Raw genomic sequence first — 18,533 nt, 5'->3', positions numbered from 1 at the left:
GAACGTGGATGAAATCCAATCTGTCCTATACGAATATGGGCTTGAGGCTGAATATATCGAACCTGTCAGTCCAGCTGTCGTTAGAGTGTATACAAAGCAGGGCGTATTTGCACTAAAGCGAGTAAAACCCCATCGACAAATGCAATTTACAGAGCAAATGCTTGAACTAGAATCAAAAGGCTATCGCTCCTTTGTGCCGATTTATCGCACGAAGAGCGGTTCCTTTTTCTCTAATCATCGAGAAAGCCAGTACACGTATTATCTCATGCCATGGCTGACAAATGAAAAGAGAGAAGAGCAGGACGATAAACATGAATATTTATTTCAAGAGATTGCAAGACTTCATAAACGAACAGAAGTCATGATGGACATTACTGAGCAGGAAATAGAGGCTCACTACACCCAAATGAAAAGTAAATGGGAAACAGAGAAAGACATGTATGAACGATTTATCGAGCGGGCAGAACAAACATGGTATATGTCGCCATTTGAGCTGGCTGCTGCTATGTATTTTTCAGAAGCGATGTCTGCAAGTGAATTTGCACTTGAACGTTTAGAGGATTGGCATGAGGAAATGAAAGACCAAGAGACGACACGTATTGTGTTAAACCATGGACAATTGTCGATCCATCACTTTTTGTACAATGATGTAGGTACAGGACATTTCACCAATTTTGAGCGGTCCAAAAAGGCTGCCCCCATTTATGACCTTTTGACCTTTTACTATCGTACATTCAAAACCTACCCTACTCCTTGTCCTGAATGCACATCTTTGTTTTATACGTATCAAAAGGGAAATAAACTTCGTGAGGAAGAGATTCATTTGTTCTTGAGCTACCTCGCTTATCCGCAGGGTTTGTTTGATACGGTGAAAGCCTATGAAGCAGGCGGACAGGATGAGATGGAAAGTTGTCAGGAGCTGTTAAGGGCGTATTGGCAAATGAAAAATTCTGAGCCGACCGTCATGAGAATACACGAAATTGAGCAAGCTAGACGCCTTGAAGAAGAACAAAATGCCTCGTCATCAGAAGAGTGACGAGGTTGTTTGCTGTCAAATGTCTAATATGGGGTAATCGTTACATAAGAGTGAGCCTGCAGCTTTCAGCTCTCTTAAAACCAATCAAGATGAAAGGCACAGGCGAGAAATATGAGAATTCCTAAGATGAGGACGTCAAATGTTGTGGGAAAAATGATCGTGCGAAAGCCTTGAAATATGGCAATCGGGAGAACGACTTGGGAGGCAACTGCCCGAATTTGTCTAAGCCATGGGGGGAGTGTGTAAGGATTGATCTTTTTCAAAATAAAACGCCCTCCTTCTTTATTTTGTTATTATCATATGGGCAATAAAGCAAAGGGTGCCTGCCCAATTTGTATAAAGAAGAAGAAAAGCGGAAAAGATGATTGACGAAAACAAAAGGCATTTAGTAATATTAATAAAAGATGAGTATAAGCTGATGAACGTGATATATCGTAAGCGTGGATCAGGAAGAGTACGAGCAAGACCCTAAAGAGAGGGAAACCAATAGCTGAAAGGTTTTCTAGGATGCACTTGTTTGGAAGGTCGCCTGTGAGCTTAATTTCTTGAAACATGTAGTAGAGAAATTCGGGAGATCCCCGTTATCCTTTAGAGAGTACGGGACACGTCTAAGTGTTTCGTGAAAAAAGGTGGTACCGCGAAAAAGCTTTTTCGTCCTTTTATAAGGATGAGAAGGCTTTTTTTTATGTTTCATCAGCCGAAAAAATGTGGAGGTAACACAAATGGAAACAAATAATCAAGAAATGCCAACAAAGTACGATCCAAATGCGATTGAAAAAGACCGCTATACGTACTGGCTTGAAGGGAAATTCTTCGAAGCACAAAATGACAAAACGAAAGATCCATATACAGTCGTCATTCCTCCACCAAACGTGACAGGAAAATTACACTTAGGGCATGCTTGGGATTCAACCCTTCAAGACATCGTGACTCGTATGAAACGGATGCAGGGCTATGATGTTTTATGGCTGCCAGGAATGGACCATGCGGGTATTGCAACACAAGCCAAGGTAGAGGCGAAGCTTCGCGAAGAAGGTGTGAGCCGCTATGATCTCGGACGTGAAAAATTTGTAGAAGAAACGTGGAAATGGAAAGAAGAGTATGCCGATTTTATTCGCAGCCAGTGGGCGAAAATGGGTCTAGGTCTAGACTATTCGCGTGAGCGTTTCACATTAGATGAAGGCTTGAATAAAGCGGTCCGCCAAGTGTTTGTTCAATTGTATGAAAAAGGATTGATCTATCGCGGAGAATACATCATTAACTGGGACCCAGCAACAAAAACGGCCCTTTCTGATATTGAAGTCATCTACAAAGATGTGCAAGGTGCGTTTTATCACTTGAGATATCCGCTTGCAGATGGATCAGGTTCGATTGAAATTGCGACAACAAGACCTGAAACGATGCTGGGAGATACGGCAGTCGCTGTACATCCTGAAGATGAACGCTATCAGCATTTGATTGGGAAAACAGTTGTTTTACCAATTACAGGCCGAGAGATTCCAATCGTCGGGGATGACTATGTCGATATGGAATTTGGATCAGGAGCTGTAAAAATTACGCCGGCTCATGACCCGAATGACTTCGAGCTTGGAAACCGTCATAACCTAGAGCGCATTCTTGTGATGAATGAAGATGGCACAATGAATGGAAACGCACTTCAATACAAAGGAATGGACCGCTTCGAATGTCGTAAACAGCTTGTGAAAGATCTTCAAGAAGAAGGCATTTTGTTCAAAATTGAGGACCACATGCATTCAGTTGGTCACAGTGAGCGCAGTGGCGCTGTAGTGGAGCCATATTTATCAACACAATGGTTTGTGAAAATGCAGCCGCTCGCAGATGAAGCCATCAATCTGCAAAAAGGTGATGAGCAAGTTCAATTTGTTCCAGACCGATTTGAAAAGACGTATTTACACTGGATGGAAAATATCCGTGACTGGTGTATTTCTCGTCAGCTATGGTGGGGCCACCGCATCCCGGCTTGGTATCATAAAGAAACGAAGGAAGTATACGTGGGACTTGATGCGCCAGAAGATATTGAAAACTGGGAGCAAGATAACGATGTACTTGATACATGGTTTAGTTCAGCGCTTTGGCCTTTCTCTACAATGGGCTGGCCAGATGCAGAAAGTGAAGACTTCAAGCGCTACTACCCAACCAATCTGCTTGTAACAGGCTATGACATCATCTTCTTCTGGGTATCTCGTATGATCTTCCAAGGTCTTGAATTCACAGGAGAAAAACCATTTAAAGACGTCCTCATTCATGGTCTTATTCGCGATGAACAAGGGCGTAAAATGAGTAAGTCACTTGGCAACGGAATTGATCCAATGGAGGTTATCGACAAGTACGGAGCGGATTCATTGAGATATTTCTTAGCGACTGGAAGCTCTCCAGGTCAAGATTTACGTTTTAGCTTTGAAAAGGTTGAATCCACTTGGAACTTTGCGAACAAAATTTGGAACGCATCCCGTTTTGCTCTCATGAATATGGATGGTTTAACGTACGATGAGCTTGATTTAACAGGAGAAAAATCAGTTGCTGATCAATGGATTTTAACACGCTTAAATGAAACAATTGAAAGTGTCACACAGCTTGCTGACAAGTATGAATTCGGAGAAGTGGGCAGACATTTATACAACTTCATTTGGGATGATTTCTGTGATTGGTACATTGAAATGGCGAAACTTCCGCTTTATGGAGAAGATGAAGCAGCGAAGAAAACGACTCGTTCGATCCTTGCGTATGTATTAGATCAAACGATGAGACTTCTTCATCCGTTTATGCCGTTCTTAACAGAAGAAATCTGGCAACATCTACCTCATGAAGGTGAGTCCATTACTGTAGCGGCATGGCCTGAAGTGAAGCCGGAGCTTTCAAATGAACAGGCTTCTGCTGACATGAAGCTGCTTGTTGAACTGATTCGCTCTGTTCGTAACATTCGCAGTGAAGTCAACACACCAATGAGCAAACAAGTTGAGCTTTACATTAAAGCATCTACGTCTGATGTTCAGGAACGTTTAGAGAAAAATCGTTCATATATTGAGCGCTTCACGAATCCAAGTGTTCTTGAAATTGGCACAGATGTCCCAGCTAGTGATAAAGCGATGACGGCTGTTATTTCTGGAGCAGAACTCATTCTGCCGCTTGAAGGCTTAATCAACTTAGATGAAGAAATTGCCCGTCTGCAAAAAGAGCTTGATAAACTGACAAAAGAAGTGGAACGAGTTCAGAAAAAGCTTGGCAATGAAGGCTTTATGAAAAAAGCGCCTGAAAGTGTCGTAGAAGAAGAGCGTGCGAAAGAACGTGATTATGTCGCAAAACGCGAAGCTGTTCAAAAGCGTATTGAAGAGCTGAAAGCATAATGTTGAAAAGACGGCTCCTAACGGAATGGAGTCGTCTTTTTTGAAAATTTCGTATGAAATGAGAGATGACATTGTTTACAACCTATCATGAAGCCATTGAATGGATTCATAGCAGACTCGCTTTCGGTGTCAAACCGGGACTTGAACGAATGAAATGGCTGATGGACAGACTAGACCATCCTGAACAAAAAATAAAAGCGGTGCATGTGGCTGGAACAAATGGAAAAGGATCAACGATTGCATTTACTCGATCCATTTTACAGTCAGCGGGCTATTCAGTTGGAACCTTCACCTCTCCATTTATTTTAACGTTCAATGAACGAATTAGTGTTAATGGGGAGCCGATTTTGGACGAAGAGTGGCTGAGTTTGGTGAACGACATCAAGCCTTTAGTTGATGAATTAGATGATACAGAGCTTGGTGCAGCAACAGAGTTTGAGATCATTACAGCATGTGCGTTTGCTTATTTTGCCCATGTGCACCAAGTAGACTTTGTCCTCTTGGAAACAGGACTTGGCGGAAGACTTGATTCTACAAATGTGGCAGCGCCCATCTTAACAGCAATTACGTCGATTGGTCACGATCATATGGCCATTTTAGGCGACACACTTGATCAGATTGCAGCAGAAAAAGCTGGCATTATTAAAACTGGGATTCCGATGATCACGGCCGTTCATCAAGCGGAAGCTCTTACTGTGATACAACACAAAGCCGAAGAAAAGAATGCGCCGTTTATCTCGTTACATGATACTTGTACCTTTAAGGACCAGCAGCCGACTGAAACAGGTGAACGCTTCACATTCACTACCCCAAAAAGGGAGTACTCGCAGCTAGAGACAGGGTTAATCGGAACGCATCAAAGGCAGAACGCCTCCCTTGCCGTTCTACTGATCGAATGGCTGGAGCAAGAAGGATATATCCATGTGCTAGATGAGCAAGTGTATGAAGGAATTCGGCAAGCGGTGTGGGCTGGAAGATTTGAAAAGATCCAAGATCAGCCTCTTGTTTATTTAGATGGTGCTCATAACGAAGAAGGAATGGACCGTTTAATCGAAACTGTACAAGCTCATTTTTCCAGTAAACAGGTTCATGTTTGTTTTAGTGCGTTAAAAGATAAACCTTACAAACAAATGATCGAAAAGCTTGAAAGGATTAGTTCATCGATTCATTTTGTTTCCTTTGACTTTCCAAGAGCTGAATCAGCGGAAAAGCTTTATGCTTGCAGTCATTTAGAAGCAAAATCGTTTGATGAAGACCCTCGTGCAGTGCTTGAGTTCATTCAGAAAAAAAGCGCTGATCCTGCAGCAATGATTCTGGTGACAGGTTCGCTTTATTTTATCTCAGATGTACGAAGTCGTATTTTATAGTAAGGAAAAGACGCAAATTGCTTCTATGCAGTGTGCGTCTTTTTTCTTTTGATATGTAGGAGAGGGGGAAATTCACTTTTTCGCAAGGTGATCAAGGGTGAATCGCTATGGTACAATCCGGTCTATTCTATTTCCGGAAGGAGTCACCTAATTTGATCGATTTTTTTATGTTTTTCACAGGCATGGTCATGGGGTCATTTTTTCATCTAGTTGGTGAGAGGCTTCCGATGAAGCGGTCCATTCTTTTTCCTCGTTCACACTGCGGAGCTTGTAAAGAGCCGCTTTCTTTTCACGACATGCTCCCGCTTGTTTCTTATGTTGTATTGAAAGGGTCATGTAAGCATTGTGGAACCCGGCTCTCTTTGCTTTATCCACTGGTTGAGCTGTTGACAGGCGGCCTTTTTTTACTCGTTTATAGACATGCTGGTTTCTCTTTTGAGGGCTTTTTTCTTGTGAGTCTATGTAGTTTATTCGTGATTGCTGTCGTGAGCGATCTTTTTTATATGAGAGTACCAAACGAGCTCTTTCTCTTCTTTTTTCCTCTTTTCGTCATATACCGCACGCAAGAACCGCTTTTTATTTGGTGGGAAGGAGCGGCATCCCTTCTTATTTGTCTTCTTTTGTTTTATAGTTTAGAACATTTCAAGCCAAATAGTATGGGGGGAGCGGATGTCAAACTATTTGGTGTGCTTGCATTTTGCTTCGGATTTAAGCCGTTTCTGATCATTCTTTTTCTTTCGTCTGTCACGGGAATGGTTTACGCAAAGGTGTTTTCTTACAAGGCAAATGAACCCTTTCCTTTTGTTCCTGCCATCGCTTGTTCTTTCTGGCTTTATCTTTTTTGTGGTGATCTGTTAAACCCAATTCGCGATTTTTTTGGATGAGAAAATTGGCGAACACTTTTTGAACCTGCCGACAAAAGTCTTGTTCTTTTTTTTATTGGCTATGTTAAAGTGTGAAACAGAAAGAAGGACGGGTTACATTCGCGCTATTTCATTGGACAGAAAGGTCTTTCTTACAAACAATGTCAGAAAGCGGGGAATGACAGTGAAAAAAAGGCAGGCAAAAAAACAAGGGTTAAAGGTCAATATTAATGGCAAGGAAGAAATGCTGCATGGAGAAGAGCATCAACCTCAAAAACAGCAAGAGGATCAAGTGACGTTTTCGAACTGGGAGGAAAAGAGGCAGTCGGAACAGGAGACAGCCGCTTCCGAGGAGGAACCGTCCAAACCGAAAGAAGAAGATTTTCAATGGGACGATGCAGCTGATCACATTTACCATTCGGATCCAAAGGTCGTCACACCTTATCAAAAGAAAAAAGGTTCTTTTGACCAGAAGTTCAGTAAAAATCGCGGTCCCTTCAAACGAGTGATGACTACGATTGTGTTTGCAGTCGTTCTAGGGACAGGCCTCGGTGTATTTGCATTAAGTTTAAGTAAAGATGGGTCTGCCAATCCATCAGGAGGCGATCATATCAGCGTCTCAGCATCTGGAAGCGGACCTTCGGCGAAAGCTGGGGGAGATGCGCCACCGGCTGATCTTGCAGATACGTCAAAGGACAATGAAGGTGAAAAAAGTGCATCAGGTCATTTTTCAACCTTTGTGGTGCAGGCTGGAAAGTTTTCTTCTGAAAAAGGAGCAGATGACTTAGTGGACAGTTTAAAAGAGGCAGGATATGCAGGTAAAAAGGTATCAATGGATGATGGATATTATGTGATTGCCGGACTTGCCACAGAACAAGGGATGACAAGTGCCGTTGGGAAAAAATTGATCGATCAGCACTTTGAAGCATGGGGAGGAAAAGAGCTCTCGTTTCAAGTGCCGGATGAGCTGACAGGTTTAATAGAGAAGGCATCTGTCTTATCCTCTAAGGTGATTGCAGGAGAAGATGTGGATCAAAAAGAAGTCACTCAGCTGATTTCTGAACTCGAAAATGCCAAAACAACCGATGCACCAGCTAAAAGCAGTTTGCTGAAAGCTGTTCAGCTTTTAAATGACCCATCTGCTGAAAATGGCTGGAAATCTCAGCAAGCGCTATTAGATCAACTAAATACGTAAAATCATGTTTTTAACAGCCAAACTAGTCAAAAAATGACTAGTTTTTTTCTTTTGCTTCCAACATAATGATGTAGGAACATGAAAATGGCATTTTCGTCAATTGTCGGTAAGATATTCATTTGATAGGATGAATGGGTATCTTACCTCTTAGGCTAAACCCTGAAAGGATGAACAAACATGAACCAGTTAATACTCGCATCTCAATCACCTAGAAGAAAAGAATTGCTTGATTTAGCAGGGTTTTCTTATGACATTCAAGCAAGTGATTTAAAAGAAGAAATAAATCGAAACCTTTCTCCTGCTGAGAACGTCCAATGGTTGGCAGAACAAAAAGCAAATGATATTCAAAAAATACATCCCAAAGCTGTGATCATTGGTGCAGATACAATTGTTGCAATTGATGGCAAATGTCTTGGAAAGCCAAAAGACAAGGAAGATGCAGCCTCAATGCTTCAATTATTGTCAGGTAAGACACATCAAGTCTTGACTGGTGTCACGATTCAATCAGAGAATAGAAAAGAAACATTTTATGAACAGACAGACGTGACATTTTGGCCGCTTACACAAGATGAAATAGACCGCTATATTGAAACCGATGAGCCTCTTGATAAAGCTGGAAGCTACGGCATTCAAGGAAAAGGTGCCCTGTTTGTACAAAAAATAGACGGTGATTATTTTTCCGTTGTAGGACTCCCTATTGCTAAAACAGTCAGAGTGCTTGAAACATTTGGTATCACCCCTTTTTGATGACGGGAAGGAATCAAAAAAGGAGTGTAGATCTTGAATCATTTCCCTATGCTGCTAAAGCATTTTCCTCATGATGAAAAGCCGCGCGAACGATTTGTCAAATATGGCCCAAGCAGCTTATCAAACCATGAACTTGTCGCGATTCTTTTGAGAACAGGCACAAAAAAGGAATCAGTTCTTCAAGTGTCCGCAAGACTTTTACAAACATTTGGTGGTCTTCGTTCTGTGAAGGAAGCTTCGATTGAAGAATTGTCAAAGATTCGAGGAGTTGGAAAAGCGAAGGCGATCTCTCTTTTAGCTGCTTTAGAACTCGGCACTAGATTACACCATCAAACGACGGACAACCGTTATGTGATCCGCACGCCGGAAGATGGTGCGAATTTTGTGATGGAAGATATGCGATTTTTGACGCAGGAGAATTTCGTTTGTCTTTATCTCAATACCAAAAATCAAGTTCTTCATAAACATACTGTGTTTATCGGAAGTCTAAATTCGTCGATTGTTCACCCGCGCGAAATTTTTAAAGAGGCCTTTAAACGTTCGGCCGCTTCATTTATATGTGTGCACAACCATCCATCTGGAGATCCGACGCCCAGCAGGGAAGATATTGAAGTCACACAGCGACTTTTTGAATGTGGGAAGCTGATTGGAATACAGCTGCTTGATCATCTAGTGATCGGTGATCAAAAATTTGTGAGTTTGAAGGAAAAAGGGTATTTGTAACACTTTTTTTTTCAATGTTTTACGATATAATAGAGTTTATGAGTTTTTCCCTAAAGGGAATTTTGGTTTAAGAAAGGAAGATACATACATATGTTTGGAATTGGTACAAAAGACCTTGGAATAGATCTTGGAACAGCGAATACGCTTGTTTTTATTAAAGGAAAAGGCATTGTTGTGAGAGAACCTTCGGTCGTAGCTTTGGAAACTGATACGAAGTCTATAGTGGCGGTTGGAAATGACGCTAGAAACATGATCGGTCGTACACCTGGTAATGTTGTGGCACTGCGCCCAATGAAAGACGGAGTCATTGCAGACTACGAGACGACAGCAACAATGATGAAATATTACATTAATCAAGCATTAAAAGGTAAAGGGCTTTTTGCTCGTAAACCGTACGTGATGGTGTGTGTACCATCTGGTATTACAGCAGTAGAAGAGCGTGCAGTCATTGATGCAACAAGACAAGCTGGTGCTCGTGACGCATACCCTATTGAAGAGCCATTTGCTGCGGCAATTGGTGCTAACCTTCCTGTATGGGAGCCAACTGGAAGCATGGTTGTAGATATTGGCGGCGGTACAACAGAAGTAGCCATTATCTCACTTGGCGGTATTGTGACATCTCAATCGATCCGTGTTGCAGGAGACGAAATGGATGATGCGATCAGCAGCTACATTCGTAAAACGTATAATCTTATGATTGGTGATCGCACGTCAGAAGCGATTAAAATGGAAATCGGTTCTGCGCAGCCTGACGTACATGATGAGATGGACATTCGCGGCCGTGACCTTTTAACAGGTCTGCCAAAAACGATCTCTATTACGGCAGAAGAAATTGCAAAAGCGCTTCGCGATACGGTGGAAACAATTGTCGATGCGGTCAAAATGACACTTGAAAAAACGCCACCTGAGCTGGCAGCAGATATTATGGACCGTGGAATTGTATTAACAGGCGGCGGTGCATTGCTACGTAATCTTGACAAAGTCATTAGTGATGAAACAAAAATGCCGGTCATTATTGCTGAAGATCCGCTTGACTGTGTGGCGATCGGAACAGGGAAAGCACTAGAACATATTCACTTGTTCAAAGGAAAATCTAAAGATAATCGATAATTGGGCGTAAATAAAGAGGTGTAAGACATGCCGCAGTTTTTTATGAATAAAAGATTAATGTTGCTCCTTGTCTGTGTCATCGTACTGGTGGCCATGATTGGTTTTTCAGTGAAAAGCGGCAGAGGTGCTTCATGGCCGGAAAAATTAGTGGGGGATACGACAGGCTTTTTTCAAGGTGTCTTTCATAAACCATCACAATTTATTGCCGGTATTTATGGGAACGTACAAGATTTAAAGAACACATATGATGAAAACGAGCGACTTCGAAAAAAACTTGATGGACAAACCCAATATGAGGCGAAACTTCAAGAACTAGAAGATGAGAACAAAAAGCTTCGCAAGCAGCTCGGATATGTGAACTCTATTCGTGACTACACGCCCATACTTTCAACAGTCATTGCGAGAAACCCGTCCCTTTGGGATAGTTTTGTCATGATTGATAAAGGGAAAAAACAAGGCGTTGAAAAAGATATGGCGGTCACCAATGAGAGTGGTGCGTTAATTGGGAAAATTGAAAGTGATAAGCTCAACAATTTTACGTCGACTGTAAGGTTGCTAAGCTCTACAGATCAAAATAATAGAATTTCAACGAAAATTTTTGCGAAAAAGGGCAAAGAAGAACTCAATGGAATTATTAACGGTTATGACAGCAAGAAAAAAATGCTGACAATGAACATTTTAAAATCCGATGCTGATGGGGATGTCAAAAAAGGAGATCTTGTTGAAACATCTGGAGCGGGGGGCGTATTCCCGCAGGGCTTGACGATTGGGAAGGTAAGTGAAATTGAGCCGGACCATTACGGACTGACAAAAATTATTTATGTAGAACCAGCTGCTGAACTCAATAATTTAGACCGTGTGATTGTTGTGAATCGCAGCACAAGTACGGCAGATGCATCTCAATTAACGAAGGAGGAAGGCTCGTGAAACGTGTCCTTCTTGCTTTCGTCATGTTGTTTATTTTCGTATTTGACAGTATTTTTGTCGATTTAGTGAAGCTCCCATTTGTTTCAGACAATCAAATTTTAGCGCCTCATTTCATCTTACTCGCACTTGTATTTATGACAGCTTTTGTGAATCAAAAATATGGTGTGATTTATGGATTTATCTTTGGACTTTTATATGATATTTCGTATACAGGTATACTTGGTGTTCATATGTTTGGCTTTGGTGCGCTCTGCTATTTGTTAGCAAAAGCCTTCAAAGTCCTCCAAACGAATATGTTAGTCGTTGTCTTTCTATCGATGATTGCTGTTGCAGTGATGGAGTTTTATGTGTACGGCGTTCAAGCGACGATTCAACCAGGTATTATGCCTTTTAATACGTATGTCATCGAACGCTTTATTCCAACGATTCTTTTAAATACTGCTGCGTCTCTCATACTTGTTGTGCCGCTTAGGCTCTTTTTCATCAATGTGAAACAAGGACTGATCGACGAATAAAAGCAGGAGTTTGTCCAATTACGGCGAAATGAGTATGTTGTTGAGGTGAGCATCTTGAAAACTCAAAAACAGCAGTATGTGACAATAAAAGGTACAAAAAACGGATTAACATTACAGTTAAATGATGACTGTTCGTTTGAAGACCTTCTTTCTGGCTTGCGAGAGGTTCTTTTACTTGAGCAATATACAGACGGAAGAGAAGGACATAAAGTCAATGTGCATATTAAACTTGGTTTTCGATATTTAACAGAGGATCAAGAGGCGCGTTTAACTGAAGCGGTGTCTGAAAATGAACATCTCGTCATTCACTCTATTGAAAGTGACGTCATGTCAACTGAAGAGGCGAGACGTTTAAAAGCAGAGGCTGAGATTACTTCTGTAGCAAAAATTGTACGCTCTGGACAGGTGCTTTATGTCGAAGGGGATCTTTTATTAATAGGAGATGTCAACCCTGGCGGCACCATTCGTGCAGGGGGGAATATTTTTGTGCTCGGTGCATTAAAAGGTGTAGCGCATGCTGGATGTAATGGGAACAAACAAGCTGTCATTGCGGCATCTCATATGATTCCAACCCAGCTTCGCATCGCACAGGTGTTTAACCGTGCACCGGATCAAAAAGAAGATGGAAATGAAATGGAATGTGCTTATTTAGATATAGATGGCAATATGATCATTGAACGCCTGCAGCAATTGGCTCATATAAGACCTAATCTGACAAGGCTTGAGGGAGGAATGTGAAATTGGGCGAGGCTATTGTGATTACCTCAGGAAAAGGCGGCGTTGGCAAAACAACAACATCTGCAAACTTAGGCACAGCACTAGCAATTCAAGGAAAAAAAGTGTGTCTAGTTGATACCGACATCGGCCTTCGGAATTTAGATGTCGTGATGGGGCTTGAAAACCGCATTATTTATGATCTAGTCGATGTAGTAGAAGGAAGATGCAAGATTCACCAAGCGCTTGTGAAGGATAAGCGGTTCGAGGATCTGTTGTATCTTTTACCTGCTGCTCAAACAAGCGATAAAACGGCGGTAGAGCCGGAGCAGATCAAAGAATTAATTCAATCATTGAAACAAGACTTTGATTATGTTGTCATTGATTGCCCTGCTGGAATTGAGCAAGGCTTTAAAAATGCTGTATCAGGTGCTGACAAAGCGATTGTGGTCACGACACCTGAAATCTCAGCTGTGAGAGATGCAGACCGAATTATCGGCTTGCTGGAACAAGAGGATATTGAACCGCCTCGTTTGATTGTGAACCGCATTCGTACACACATGGCGAAAAATGGCGATTCGATGGATGTGGATGAAGTTGTCCATCATTTATCAATTGATCTTCTCGGCATTGTAGCCGATGATGATGATGTCATTAAGGCTTCAAACAATGGTGAACCGATTGTCATGGATGCTAAAAATAAAGTTTCCATTGCGTATCGTAATATTGCTCGCCGCGTACTAGGTGAATCTGTTCCTCTTCAATCCTTTGAAGAAGAAAACAAAGGGATGTTTGCAAAGCTGAAAGCATTTTTCGGTGTAAGAGCATAATGATTCACGTGAGATGAGACCGATTCGATGAGAATCGGTCTTTTTGTTGCATATCATATGAGGTCGCCACATAAAATGTACAAACTGTTTGTATGTAAAGGGTGATCTTATGAAAAGAGTGGACGAGTATCGAAAGAAAATAGCGCAGCGCCGCAAAATGAAGCAGCCAGCTGCTGCCCCTAAGAAGGCAGCTTTCAAGAAGAGAGATGATGTTCCGCCATGGGTCATGTTAACAGAAGAAGAAAAGCATTCTGGCTCGGCTTCCTACGAGTCAACGTCTCACCAAACGAAAAAATTTCGCCATCCGTTATTTCATTCAAATACGTTTGTGCTTAAATGTTTACTTTCTGCCTCTCTTGTACTGATTGCCGCTATTTCATTTAAAGGGCAGGCGGGGCCTTTTCAGCAGCTGAAGCCGATGATCAGTCAAACCTTTGAACAAGATTTTCAATTTGCCGCCGCCAACCGGTGGTTTGAGAAAACTGTCGGAAACCCACTTGCCTTTTTAACCGATAGAAAAGAAGGGCAAAAGGACGTACAAGCCAATCAAGAACTGGCTGTCCCTGCCTCTGGAAAAGTACAGGAATCCTTTACGCAAAATGGTGCCGGAGTGAAAGTTGAAACATCTGCTGAAGCCATCGATAGTATGAAAGAAGGCTATGTCGTAGAAGTGAAAAAGAAAAGTGATACAGGGCTTACAGTCGTGGTGCAGCATGCAGATAACAGCTACAGCTGGTACGGCCAACTAAAAGAAGCTGATGTGGCTTTATACGATTTTGTCGATAAAGGGGAAAAAATTGGTCAAATTGCGCTTGATGAACAAGGCAAGGGGACATATTACTTTGCCATTAAGCAAAATGAACAGTTTATTGATCCCATTCAGGTGATGACCTTTGAATAGATGGATGCTCATGCTGACAAAGGTCCATGTTCACCCGCTCCTTTGGATAGTCATGGCATTTGCCATGCTATCAGGTCAAATTAAGCCGCTGCTTTGTCTGCTCATCATCGTCTGTGTCCATGAGCTTGGACATGCAGCGGCTGCTTGTTATTATCACTGGCGGATTCGGCGGATTTTTTTACTGCCATTTGGCGGGGCGGTAGAAGTAGAAGAGCACGGGAACCGTCCGCTAAAAGAAGAGCTGGCGGTCATTTTATGCGGACCGCTTCAGCATGTCCCGCTCCAGCTCGTCGCCTGGCTTCTCATGGAAGCCTCACTTATCTCATATGACGTCTTTACGATGTTTACTTTTTATAATGTAGCGATTTTTCTAGTGAACCTTTTGCCCATTTGGCCACTTGATGGCGGGAAATTATTCTTTTTGCTCTTATCTGTTTTTTACCCTTTCCAACAGGCACATGCCCTTGCAATAAAAGGCTCTCTCATTTTTTTCGGTCTTTTGACAGCAGGGTTACTCTGTTTTGCTCCGCTGCAATTCAACGGCTGGATCCTGCTCACTTTTTTAGCCTACTCGCTTGTGATGGAGCACCGGCAGCGGCATTATATCAGGGTACGTTTTTTACTAGAACGTTATTACGGTAAAAAAGAGCAAAAGGTAGAGAAACTCATTCCGCTGAGAGCCAGTGCTGAGGAGAAAATATATGAAGTGATGGCGCGATTCCAAAGAGGCTGTAAGCATCCCATTATTATCGAACGGAATGGTGTGAAAATGAGCCAGCTCGATGAAAATGAATTGCTCCATGCTTATTTTTCAGATCGAAGAACCACCTCTTCCATGGAAGATCTTCTTTTGCCGTACTAATGGTGAAAATACATTGACATTCAGCGTCTAATTTGATATATTTTTTAATGTTATGGATATGTAGCACCCGTGCTACAACCGCGCGGAGCAGGTGTAAAGTGCCTATTGGCCCCCTGTATTCGGCGAGTCTGAGTTTATTAGGAGGTGCAGAGATGTACGCAATTATCGAAACTGGTGGCAAACAAGTAAAAGTTGAAGAAGGTCAAACTGTTTATGTTGAAAAACTAGCTGCTGAAGCAGGTGAAACAGTTACTTTCGAAAACGTATTGTTTGTCGGCGGAGACACTGTCAAAGTGGGTAACCCTTCAGTTGCTGGAGCAACAGTAACGGCTAAAGTTGAAAAACAAGGTCGCGGTAAAAAAATTACTGTGTTCAAGTACAAACCGAAGAAAAACAACCACAAGAAACAAGGTCATCGTCAACCTTACACTAAAGTTGTTATCGAAAAAATCAACGCTTAAGGCGTGTGAGTGATATGATCAAAGCAACCATTACTCGGTCGCCAGCAGATGAAAGCATTACGTCTTTTCAGATGACTGGACATGCCGAGTTTGCTGAAAAAGGTCAGGATCTCGTTTGTGCAGGTGTATCTGCTGTTGTTTTCGGGTCAGTCAATTCAATTATTGCACTGACAGGAATGGATCCACTGCTTGATATTGGAGATGAAGGCGGGTATTTCTCTTTTGAACTGCCAGCTGATACAGATCCAGTCACCTTTGAAAAAGCCCAGTTGCTTTTAGAAGGCATGGTCGTTTCCTTAGAAACAATTGAACGAGATTATCACGATTATGTGAGAATATCTACAAAAAAATAGGAGGTGAACTTCATGCTTAGATTAGATCTTCAATTTTTCGCATCTAAAAAAGGGGTAGGTTCTACAAAGAACGGACGTGACTCTGAGTCTAAACGTTTAGGCGCTAAACGTGCTGATGGTCAATTCGTAACTGGTGGTTCTATCCTTTATCGTCAACGTGGAACGAAAATCTATCCAGGTGAAAACGTTGGACGCGGAGGCGACGACACTCTTTTCGCTAAAATCGACGGAACAGTTAAATTCGAACGTTTCGGTCGTGACCGTAAAAAAGTGAGCGTATATCCTGCGGCACAATAATTGCTAAAAACTCCGGTCATTGACTGGAGTTTTTTTCACTATTCAGGGAGCTTTTGCGCTTTTTACAAGTAGTACCGAAGATGATAAAAGAAGATGCACTCCATAAATATCAAAGAATGTTTGCTGACTTTGCCTCATTTTCTCCTATACGATCAGAAAAAACAACCTTTCCTCACATAACTAGTGTTTTTCTAAGCTGTCTTCTCTGTTATAATTCAGGGAGACATATTGATGATAAGACTCCTAAAAGAGAGACCAAACGATTGGGAGTGCGATAATGGAAGAGATACCAAGTAAACAAAACGAAAAATTAACTCACGTTGCATTAACGAATGAATTGATCCATCTGCTTAGTCGTTCAAGACACGACTGGATGAATAAATTGCAGTTAATCAAAGGCAACTTGACATTAGAAAAATATGACCGAGTGTTCGAAATAATAGAAGAAATGGTCATTGAAGCACAGCATGAATCCAAACTCTCAAATTTAAAAATTCCCCAATTGGCCTATTACTTTCTAACCTTTAATTGGGAGTCGCATTTTATCACCCTAGAATATGAAGTGCTTGGTGAAACCCGAGACTTATCAGCATATGAATCGCAGCTGCTAACGGTATCACGGGAGTTGTTTTCGATATTCGATCAATCAGTTTGCCAAAAAACTGAAAATCATTTAACGGTCACTTTCCAAACGGATCATGAAGAGAATGATGTGATCTTATATTTTGATTTCAAAGGAAAATTAACAAGTTTGGATGCGTTAAATGCGTTTCATGACGCAAACTATCCATGTATGAGTATAACGCAATTTCATGTGACGAATCACGAGTCCATGATTGAGCTTTGTTTGAGGCAAGAACGAGATATGTGATGCAGAGAAACGGAGGAAGTTATGTTTGTAGATCAGGTTAAAGTGTATGTTAAAGGCGGTGACGGCGGAAACGGTATGGTGGCGTTCCGTCGTGAAAAATATGTGCCAAAAGGCGGGCCAGCTGGCGGCGACGGCGGAAATGGTGCAGATGTAGTTTTTGAAGTAGACGAAGGACTCAGAACGTTAATGGACTTTCGTTATAAGCGTCATTTCAAGGCGGACCGCGGTGAGCATGGAATGAGTAAAAACCAGCATGGCCGAAATGCGGAAGAAATGATTGTTAAAGTTCCGCCGGGTACAGTTGTGACAGATGCTGAGACGGAACAAGTACTAGCTGACTTGACAGAGCATGGACAGCGGGCTGTGATTGCCAAAGGCGGACGTGGCGGACGTGGAAATTCACGCTTCGCAACACCAGCAAACCCTGCACCACAGCTGTCTGAAAACGGTGAGCCAGGTAAAGAACGTGACGTCATCTTAGAATTAAAAGTACTTGCAGATGTTGGACTTGTTGGTTTCCCAAGTGTCGGGAAGTCAACGCTGCTTTCGATTGTCTCTTCTGCAAAACCAAAAATTGCGGATTATCATTTTACAACGCTTGTGCCAAACCTCGGAGTTGTTGAAACAGACGATAACCGAAGCTTTGTCATGGCGGATCTGCCAGGACTGATCGAAGGAGCGCACGAGGGTGTTGGCTTAGGTCATCAATTTTTACGCCACATTGAACGTACACGTGTCATTGTCCATGTCATTGATATGTCTGGACTTGAAGGGCGTGACCCATACGAAGATTACGTGACGATTAACGAGGAGCTTGAGCAATACAATATGAGATTGACAGAGCGTCCGCAAATCATTGTAGCGAACAAAATGGACATGCCGGATGCAGCTGACAATCTAGCGGCATTTAAAGAAAAATTAACAGATGACTATAAAGTGTTCCCAATTAGTGCGATCACAAGAGAAGGGCTTCGTGAGCTCTTATTTGAAATCGCCAATCAGCTTGAAACAACACCGGAATTCCCGCTCTACAATGAAGAAGAGCTCTCTGATAACCGTGTGATGTACAAGTTTGATGAAGGAGAAGCAGCATTTGAGATCTCAAGAGATCCTGATGGTACGTTTGTCTTAACTGGTAAAGCACTTGAGCGACTGTTTAAGATGACAGATTTCTCAAGAGACGAGTCAGTGAAACGATTCTCTAGACAGCTGCGCGGAATGGGCGTTGATGATGCCCTGCGTGAACGTGGTGCAAAAGATGGAGACATCATTCGTCTGCTTGAATTTGAATTTGAATTTATCGATTGATCAAAAGGAGGGTCCAGTTCATGGGCTCTCCCGTTTTTAAAAGGGGAGAAAACAGGTGAAAGAAGAAACGTTCTATTTAGTAAGAGAG

20 protein-coding genes and 2 other annotated features are annotated in these 18,533 nt (G+C 42.1%); of the genes, 19 read left to right on the top strand and 1 reads right to left on the bottom strand.

Features of this window, described 5'->3' with window-relative positions; translation table 11 throughout:
- Positions 1 to 4: 4 nt before the first annotated feature.
- Entirely contained in the window at positions 5 to 1,036 is a 1,032-nt protein-coding gene (gene ysxE, locus ACRRMM_RS03735; RefSeq protein WP_171465633.1) for a spore coat protein YsxE, read from the top strand.
- Positions 1,037 to 1,110: 74 nt separating this feature from the next.
- Here the strand turns inward: ysxE and ACRRMM_RS03730 are convergent, their stop codons facing one another.
- A complete protein-coding gene (locus ACRRMM_RS03730) occupies positions 1,111 to 1,299 on the bottom strand; it encodes a hypothetical protein (protein ID WP_003216497.1) in 189 nt (62 codons plus the stop codon).
- A 169-nt stretch (positions 1,300 to 1,468) separates the two neighbouring features.
- Positions 1,469 to 1,698: a binding site (T-box leader), on the top strand.
- Between the two features lie 60 nt (positions 1,699 to 1,758).
- Here ACRRMM_RS03730 and ACRRMM_RS03725 point away from each other — a divergent pair.
- The 18 genes from ACRRMM_RS03725 to obgE all read left to right on the top strand — a co-directional run bounded on the left by ACRRMM_RS03725 (position 1,759) and on the right by obgE (position 18,445).
- Positions 1,759 to 4,401 carry a valine--tRNA ligase gene (locus ACRRMM_RS03725; protein WP_008342812.1) on the top strand — a complete coding sequence of 881 codons (2,643 nt, stop codon included), beginning with the start codon at positions 1,759 to 1,761 and terminating at the stop codon, positions 4,399 to 4,401.
- A gap of 65 nt (positions 4,402 to 4,466) precedes the next feature.
- Positions 4,467 to 5,768: a bifunctional folylpolyglutamate synthase/dihydrofolate synthase gene (locus tag ACRRMM_RS03720; RefSeq protein WP_428828473.1), complete on the top strand. Its 1,302-nt coding sequence runs from the start codon at positions 4,467 to 4,469 to the stop codon at positions 5,766 to 5,768.
- Between the two features lie 152 nt (positions 5,769 to 5,920).
- Entirely contained in the window at positions 5,921 to 6,652 is a 732-nt protein-coding gene (locus ACRRMM_RS03715) for a prepilin peptidase (protein ID WP_428828472.1), read from the top strand.
- A gap of 157 nt (positions 6,653 to 6,809) precedes the next feature.
- Positions 6,810 to 7,826, top strand: a complete 1,017-nt coding sequence (locus tag ACRRMM_RS03710; RefSeq protein WP_046527137.1) for an SPOR domain-containing protein — start codon at positions 6,810 to 6,812, stop codon at positions 7,824 to 7,826.
- A gap of 177 nt (positions 7,827 to 8,003) precedes the next feature.
- Positions 8,004 to 8,573, top strand: a complete 570-nt coding sequence (locus ACRRMM_RS03705; protein WP_056705862.1) for a Maf family protein — start codon at positions 8,004 to 8,006, stop codon at positions 8,571 to 8,573.
- A 48-nt stretch (positions 8,574 to 8,621) separates the two neighbouring features.
- The gene (gene radC, locus ACRRMM_RS03700; protein ID WP_026050121.1) at positions 8,622 to 9,296 is read left to right on the top strand and encodes a RadC family protein; all 675 of its coding nucleotides are present in this window, start codon (positions 8,622 to 8,624) and stop codon (positions 9,294 to 9,296) included.
- A gap of 90 nt (positions 9,297 to 9,386) precedes the next feature.
- Positions 9,387 to 10,406 (top strand): rod shape-determining protein, encoded by a 1,020-nt coding sequence (locus ACRRMM_RS03695; protein ID WP_007501538.1) that lies wholly within the window; start codon positions 9,387 to 9,389, stop codon positions 10,404 to 10,406.
- 27 nt (positions 10,407 to 10,433) lie between these two features.
- The gene (gene mreC, locus ACRRMM_RS03690) at positions 10,434 to 11,333 is read left to right on the top strand and encodes a rod shape-determining protein MreC (protein WP_007501536.1); all 900 of its coding nucleotides are present in this window, start codon (positions 10,434 to 10,436) and stop codon (positions 11,331 to 11,333) included.
- A complete protein-coding gene (gene mreD, locus ACRRMM_RS03685; RefSeq protein ID WP_008342803.1) occupies positions 11,330 to 11,848 on the top strand; it encodes a rod shape-determining protein MreD in 519 nt (172 codons plus the stop codon). Before mreC ends, mreD begins: the two co-directional genes overlap by 4 nt.
- Positions 11,849 to 11,902: 54 nt before the next feature.
- Positions 11,903 to 12,586: a septum site-determining protein MinC gene (minC, locus tag ACRRMM_RS03680; protein ID WP_007501533.1), complete on the top strand. Its 684-nt coding sequence runs from the start codon at positions 11,903 to 11,905 to the stop codon at positions 12,584 to 12,586.
- A 2-nt stretch (positions 12,587 to 12,588) separates the two neighbouring features.
- Positions 12,589 to 13,392, top strand: a complete 804-nt coding sequence (gene minD / locus ACRRMM_RS03675) for a septum site-determining protein MinD (protein WP_017358134.1) — start codon at positions 12,589 to 12,591, stop codon at positions 13,390 to 13,392.
- Between the two features lie 109 nt (positions 13,393 to 13,501).
- Positions 13,502 to 14,293, top strand: coding sequence for a M23 family metallopeptidase (locus ACRRMM_RS03670; RefSeq protein ID WP_035701746.1), 792 nt, complete (start codon positions 13,502 to 13,504; stop codon positions 14,291 to 14,293).
- The gene (locus ACRRMM_RS03665; protein WP_428828471.1) at positions 14,286 to 15,155 is read left to right on the top strand and encodes a M50 family metallopeptidase; all 870 of its coding nucleotides are present in this window, start codon (positions 14,286 to 14,288) and stop codon (positions 15,153 to 15,155) included. The genes ACRRMM_RS03670 and ACRRMM_RS03665 overlap by 8 nt, the downstream gene beginning before the upstream one ends.
- Before the next feature lie 66 nt (positions 15,156 to 15,221).
- Positions 15,222 to 15,295: a sequence feature (ribosomal protein L21 leader region), on the top strand.
- A gap of 12 nt (positions 15,296 to 15,307) precedes the next feature.
- Positions 15,308 to 15,616, top strand: coding sequence for a 50S ribosomal protein L21 (gene rplU / locus ACRRMM_RS03660; protein WP_003216781.1), 309 nt, complete (start codon positions 15,308 to 15,310; stop codon positions 15,614 to 15,616).
- A 14-nt stretch (positions 15,617 to 15,630) separates the two neighbouring features.
- Positions 15,631 to 15,969 carry a ribosomal-processing cysteine protease Prp gene (locus tag ACRRMM_RS03655; protein ID WP_007501524.1) on the top strand — a complete coding sequence of 113 codons (339 nt, stop codon included), beginning with the start codon at positions 15,631 to 15,633 and terminating at the stop codon, positions 15,967 to 15,969.
- A 12-nt stretch (positions 15,970 to 15,981) separates the two neighbouring features.
- Positions 15,982 to 16,266, top strand: a complete 285-nt coding sequence (gene rpmA / locus ACRRMM_RS03650; RefSeq protein WP_003216586.1) for a 50S ribosomal protein L27 — start codon at positions 15,982 to 15,984, stop codon at positions 16,264 to 16,266.
- A 277-nt stretch (positions 16,267 to 16,543) separates the two neighbouring features.
- The gene (locus ACRRMM_RS03645) at positions 16,544 to 17,137 is read left to right on the top strand and encodes a sporulation initiation phosphotransferase B (RefSeq protein ID WP_007501522.1); all 594 of its coding nucleotides are present in this window, start codon (positions 16,544 to 16,546) and stop codon (positions 17,135 to 17,137) included.
- Between the two features lie 21 nt (positions 17,138 to 17,158).
- Positions 17,159 to 18,445: a GTPase ObgE gene (gene obgE / locus ACRRMM_RS03640; protein WP_007501521.1), complete on the top strand. Its 1,287-nt coding sequence runs from the start codon at positions 17,159 to 17,161 to the stop codon at positions 18,443 to 18,445.
- Positions 18,446 to 18,533 lie beyond the last annotated feature (88 nt).

It is taken from the genome of Bacillus sp. XT-4, from assembly GCF_050864245.1.
GTDB lineage: Bacteria > Bacillota > Bacilli > Bacillales > Bacillaceae > Bacillus > Bacillus altitudinis.
This window is presented reverse-complemented; position numbering and strand designations above follow the sequence as displayed.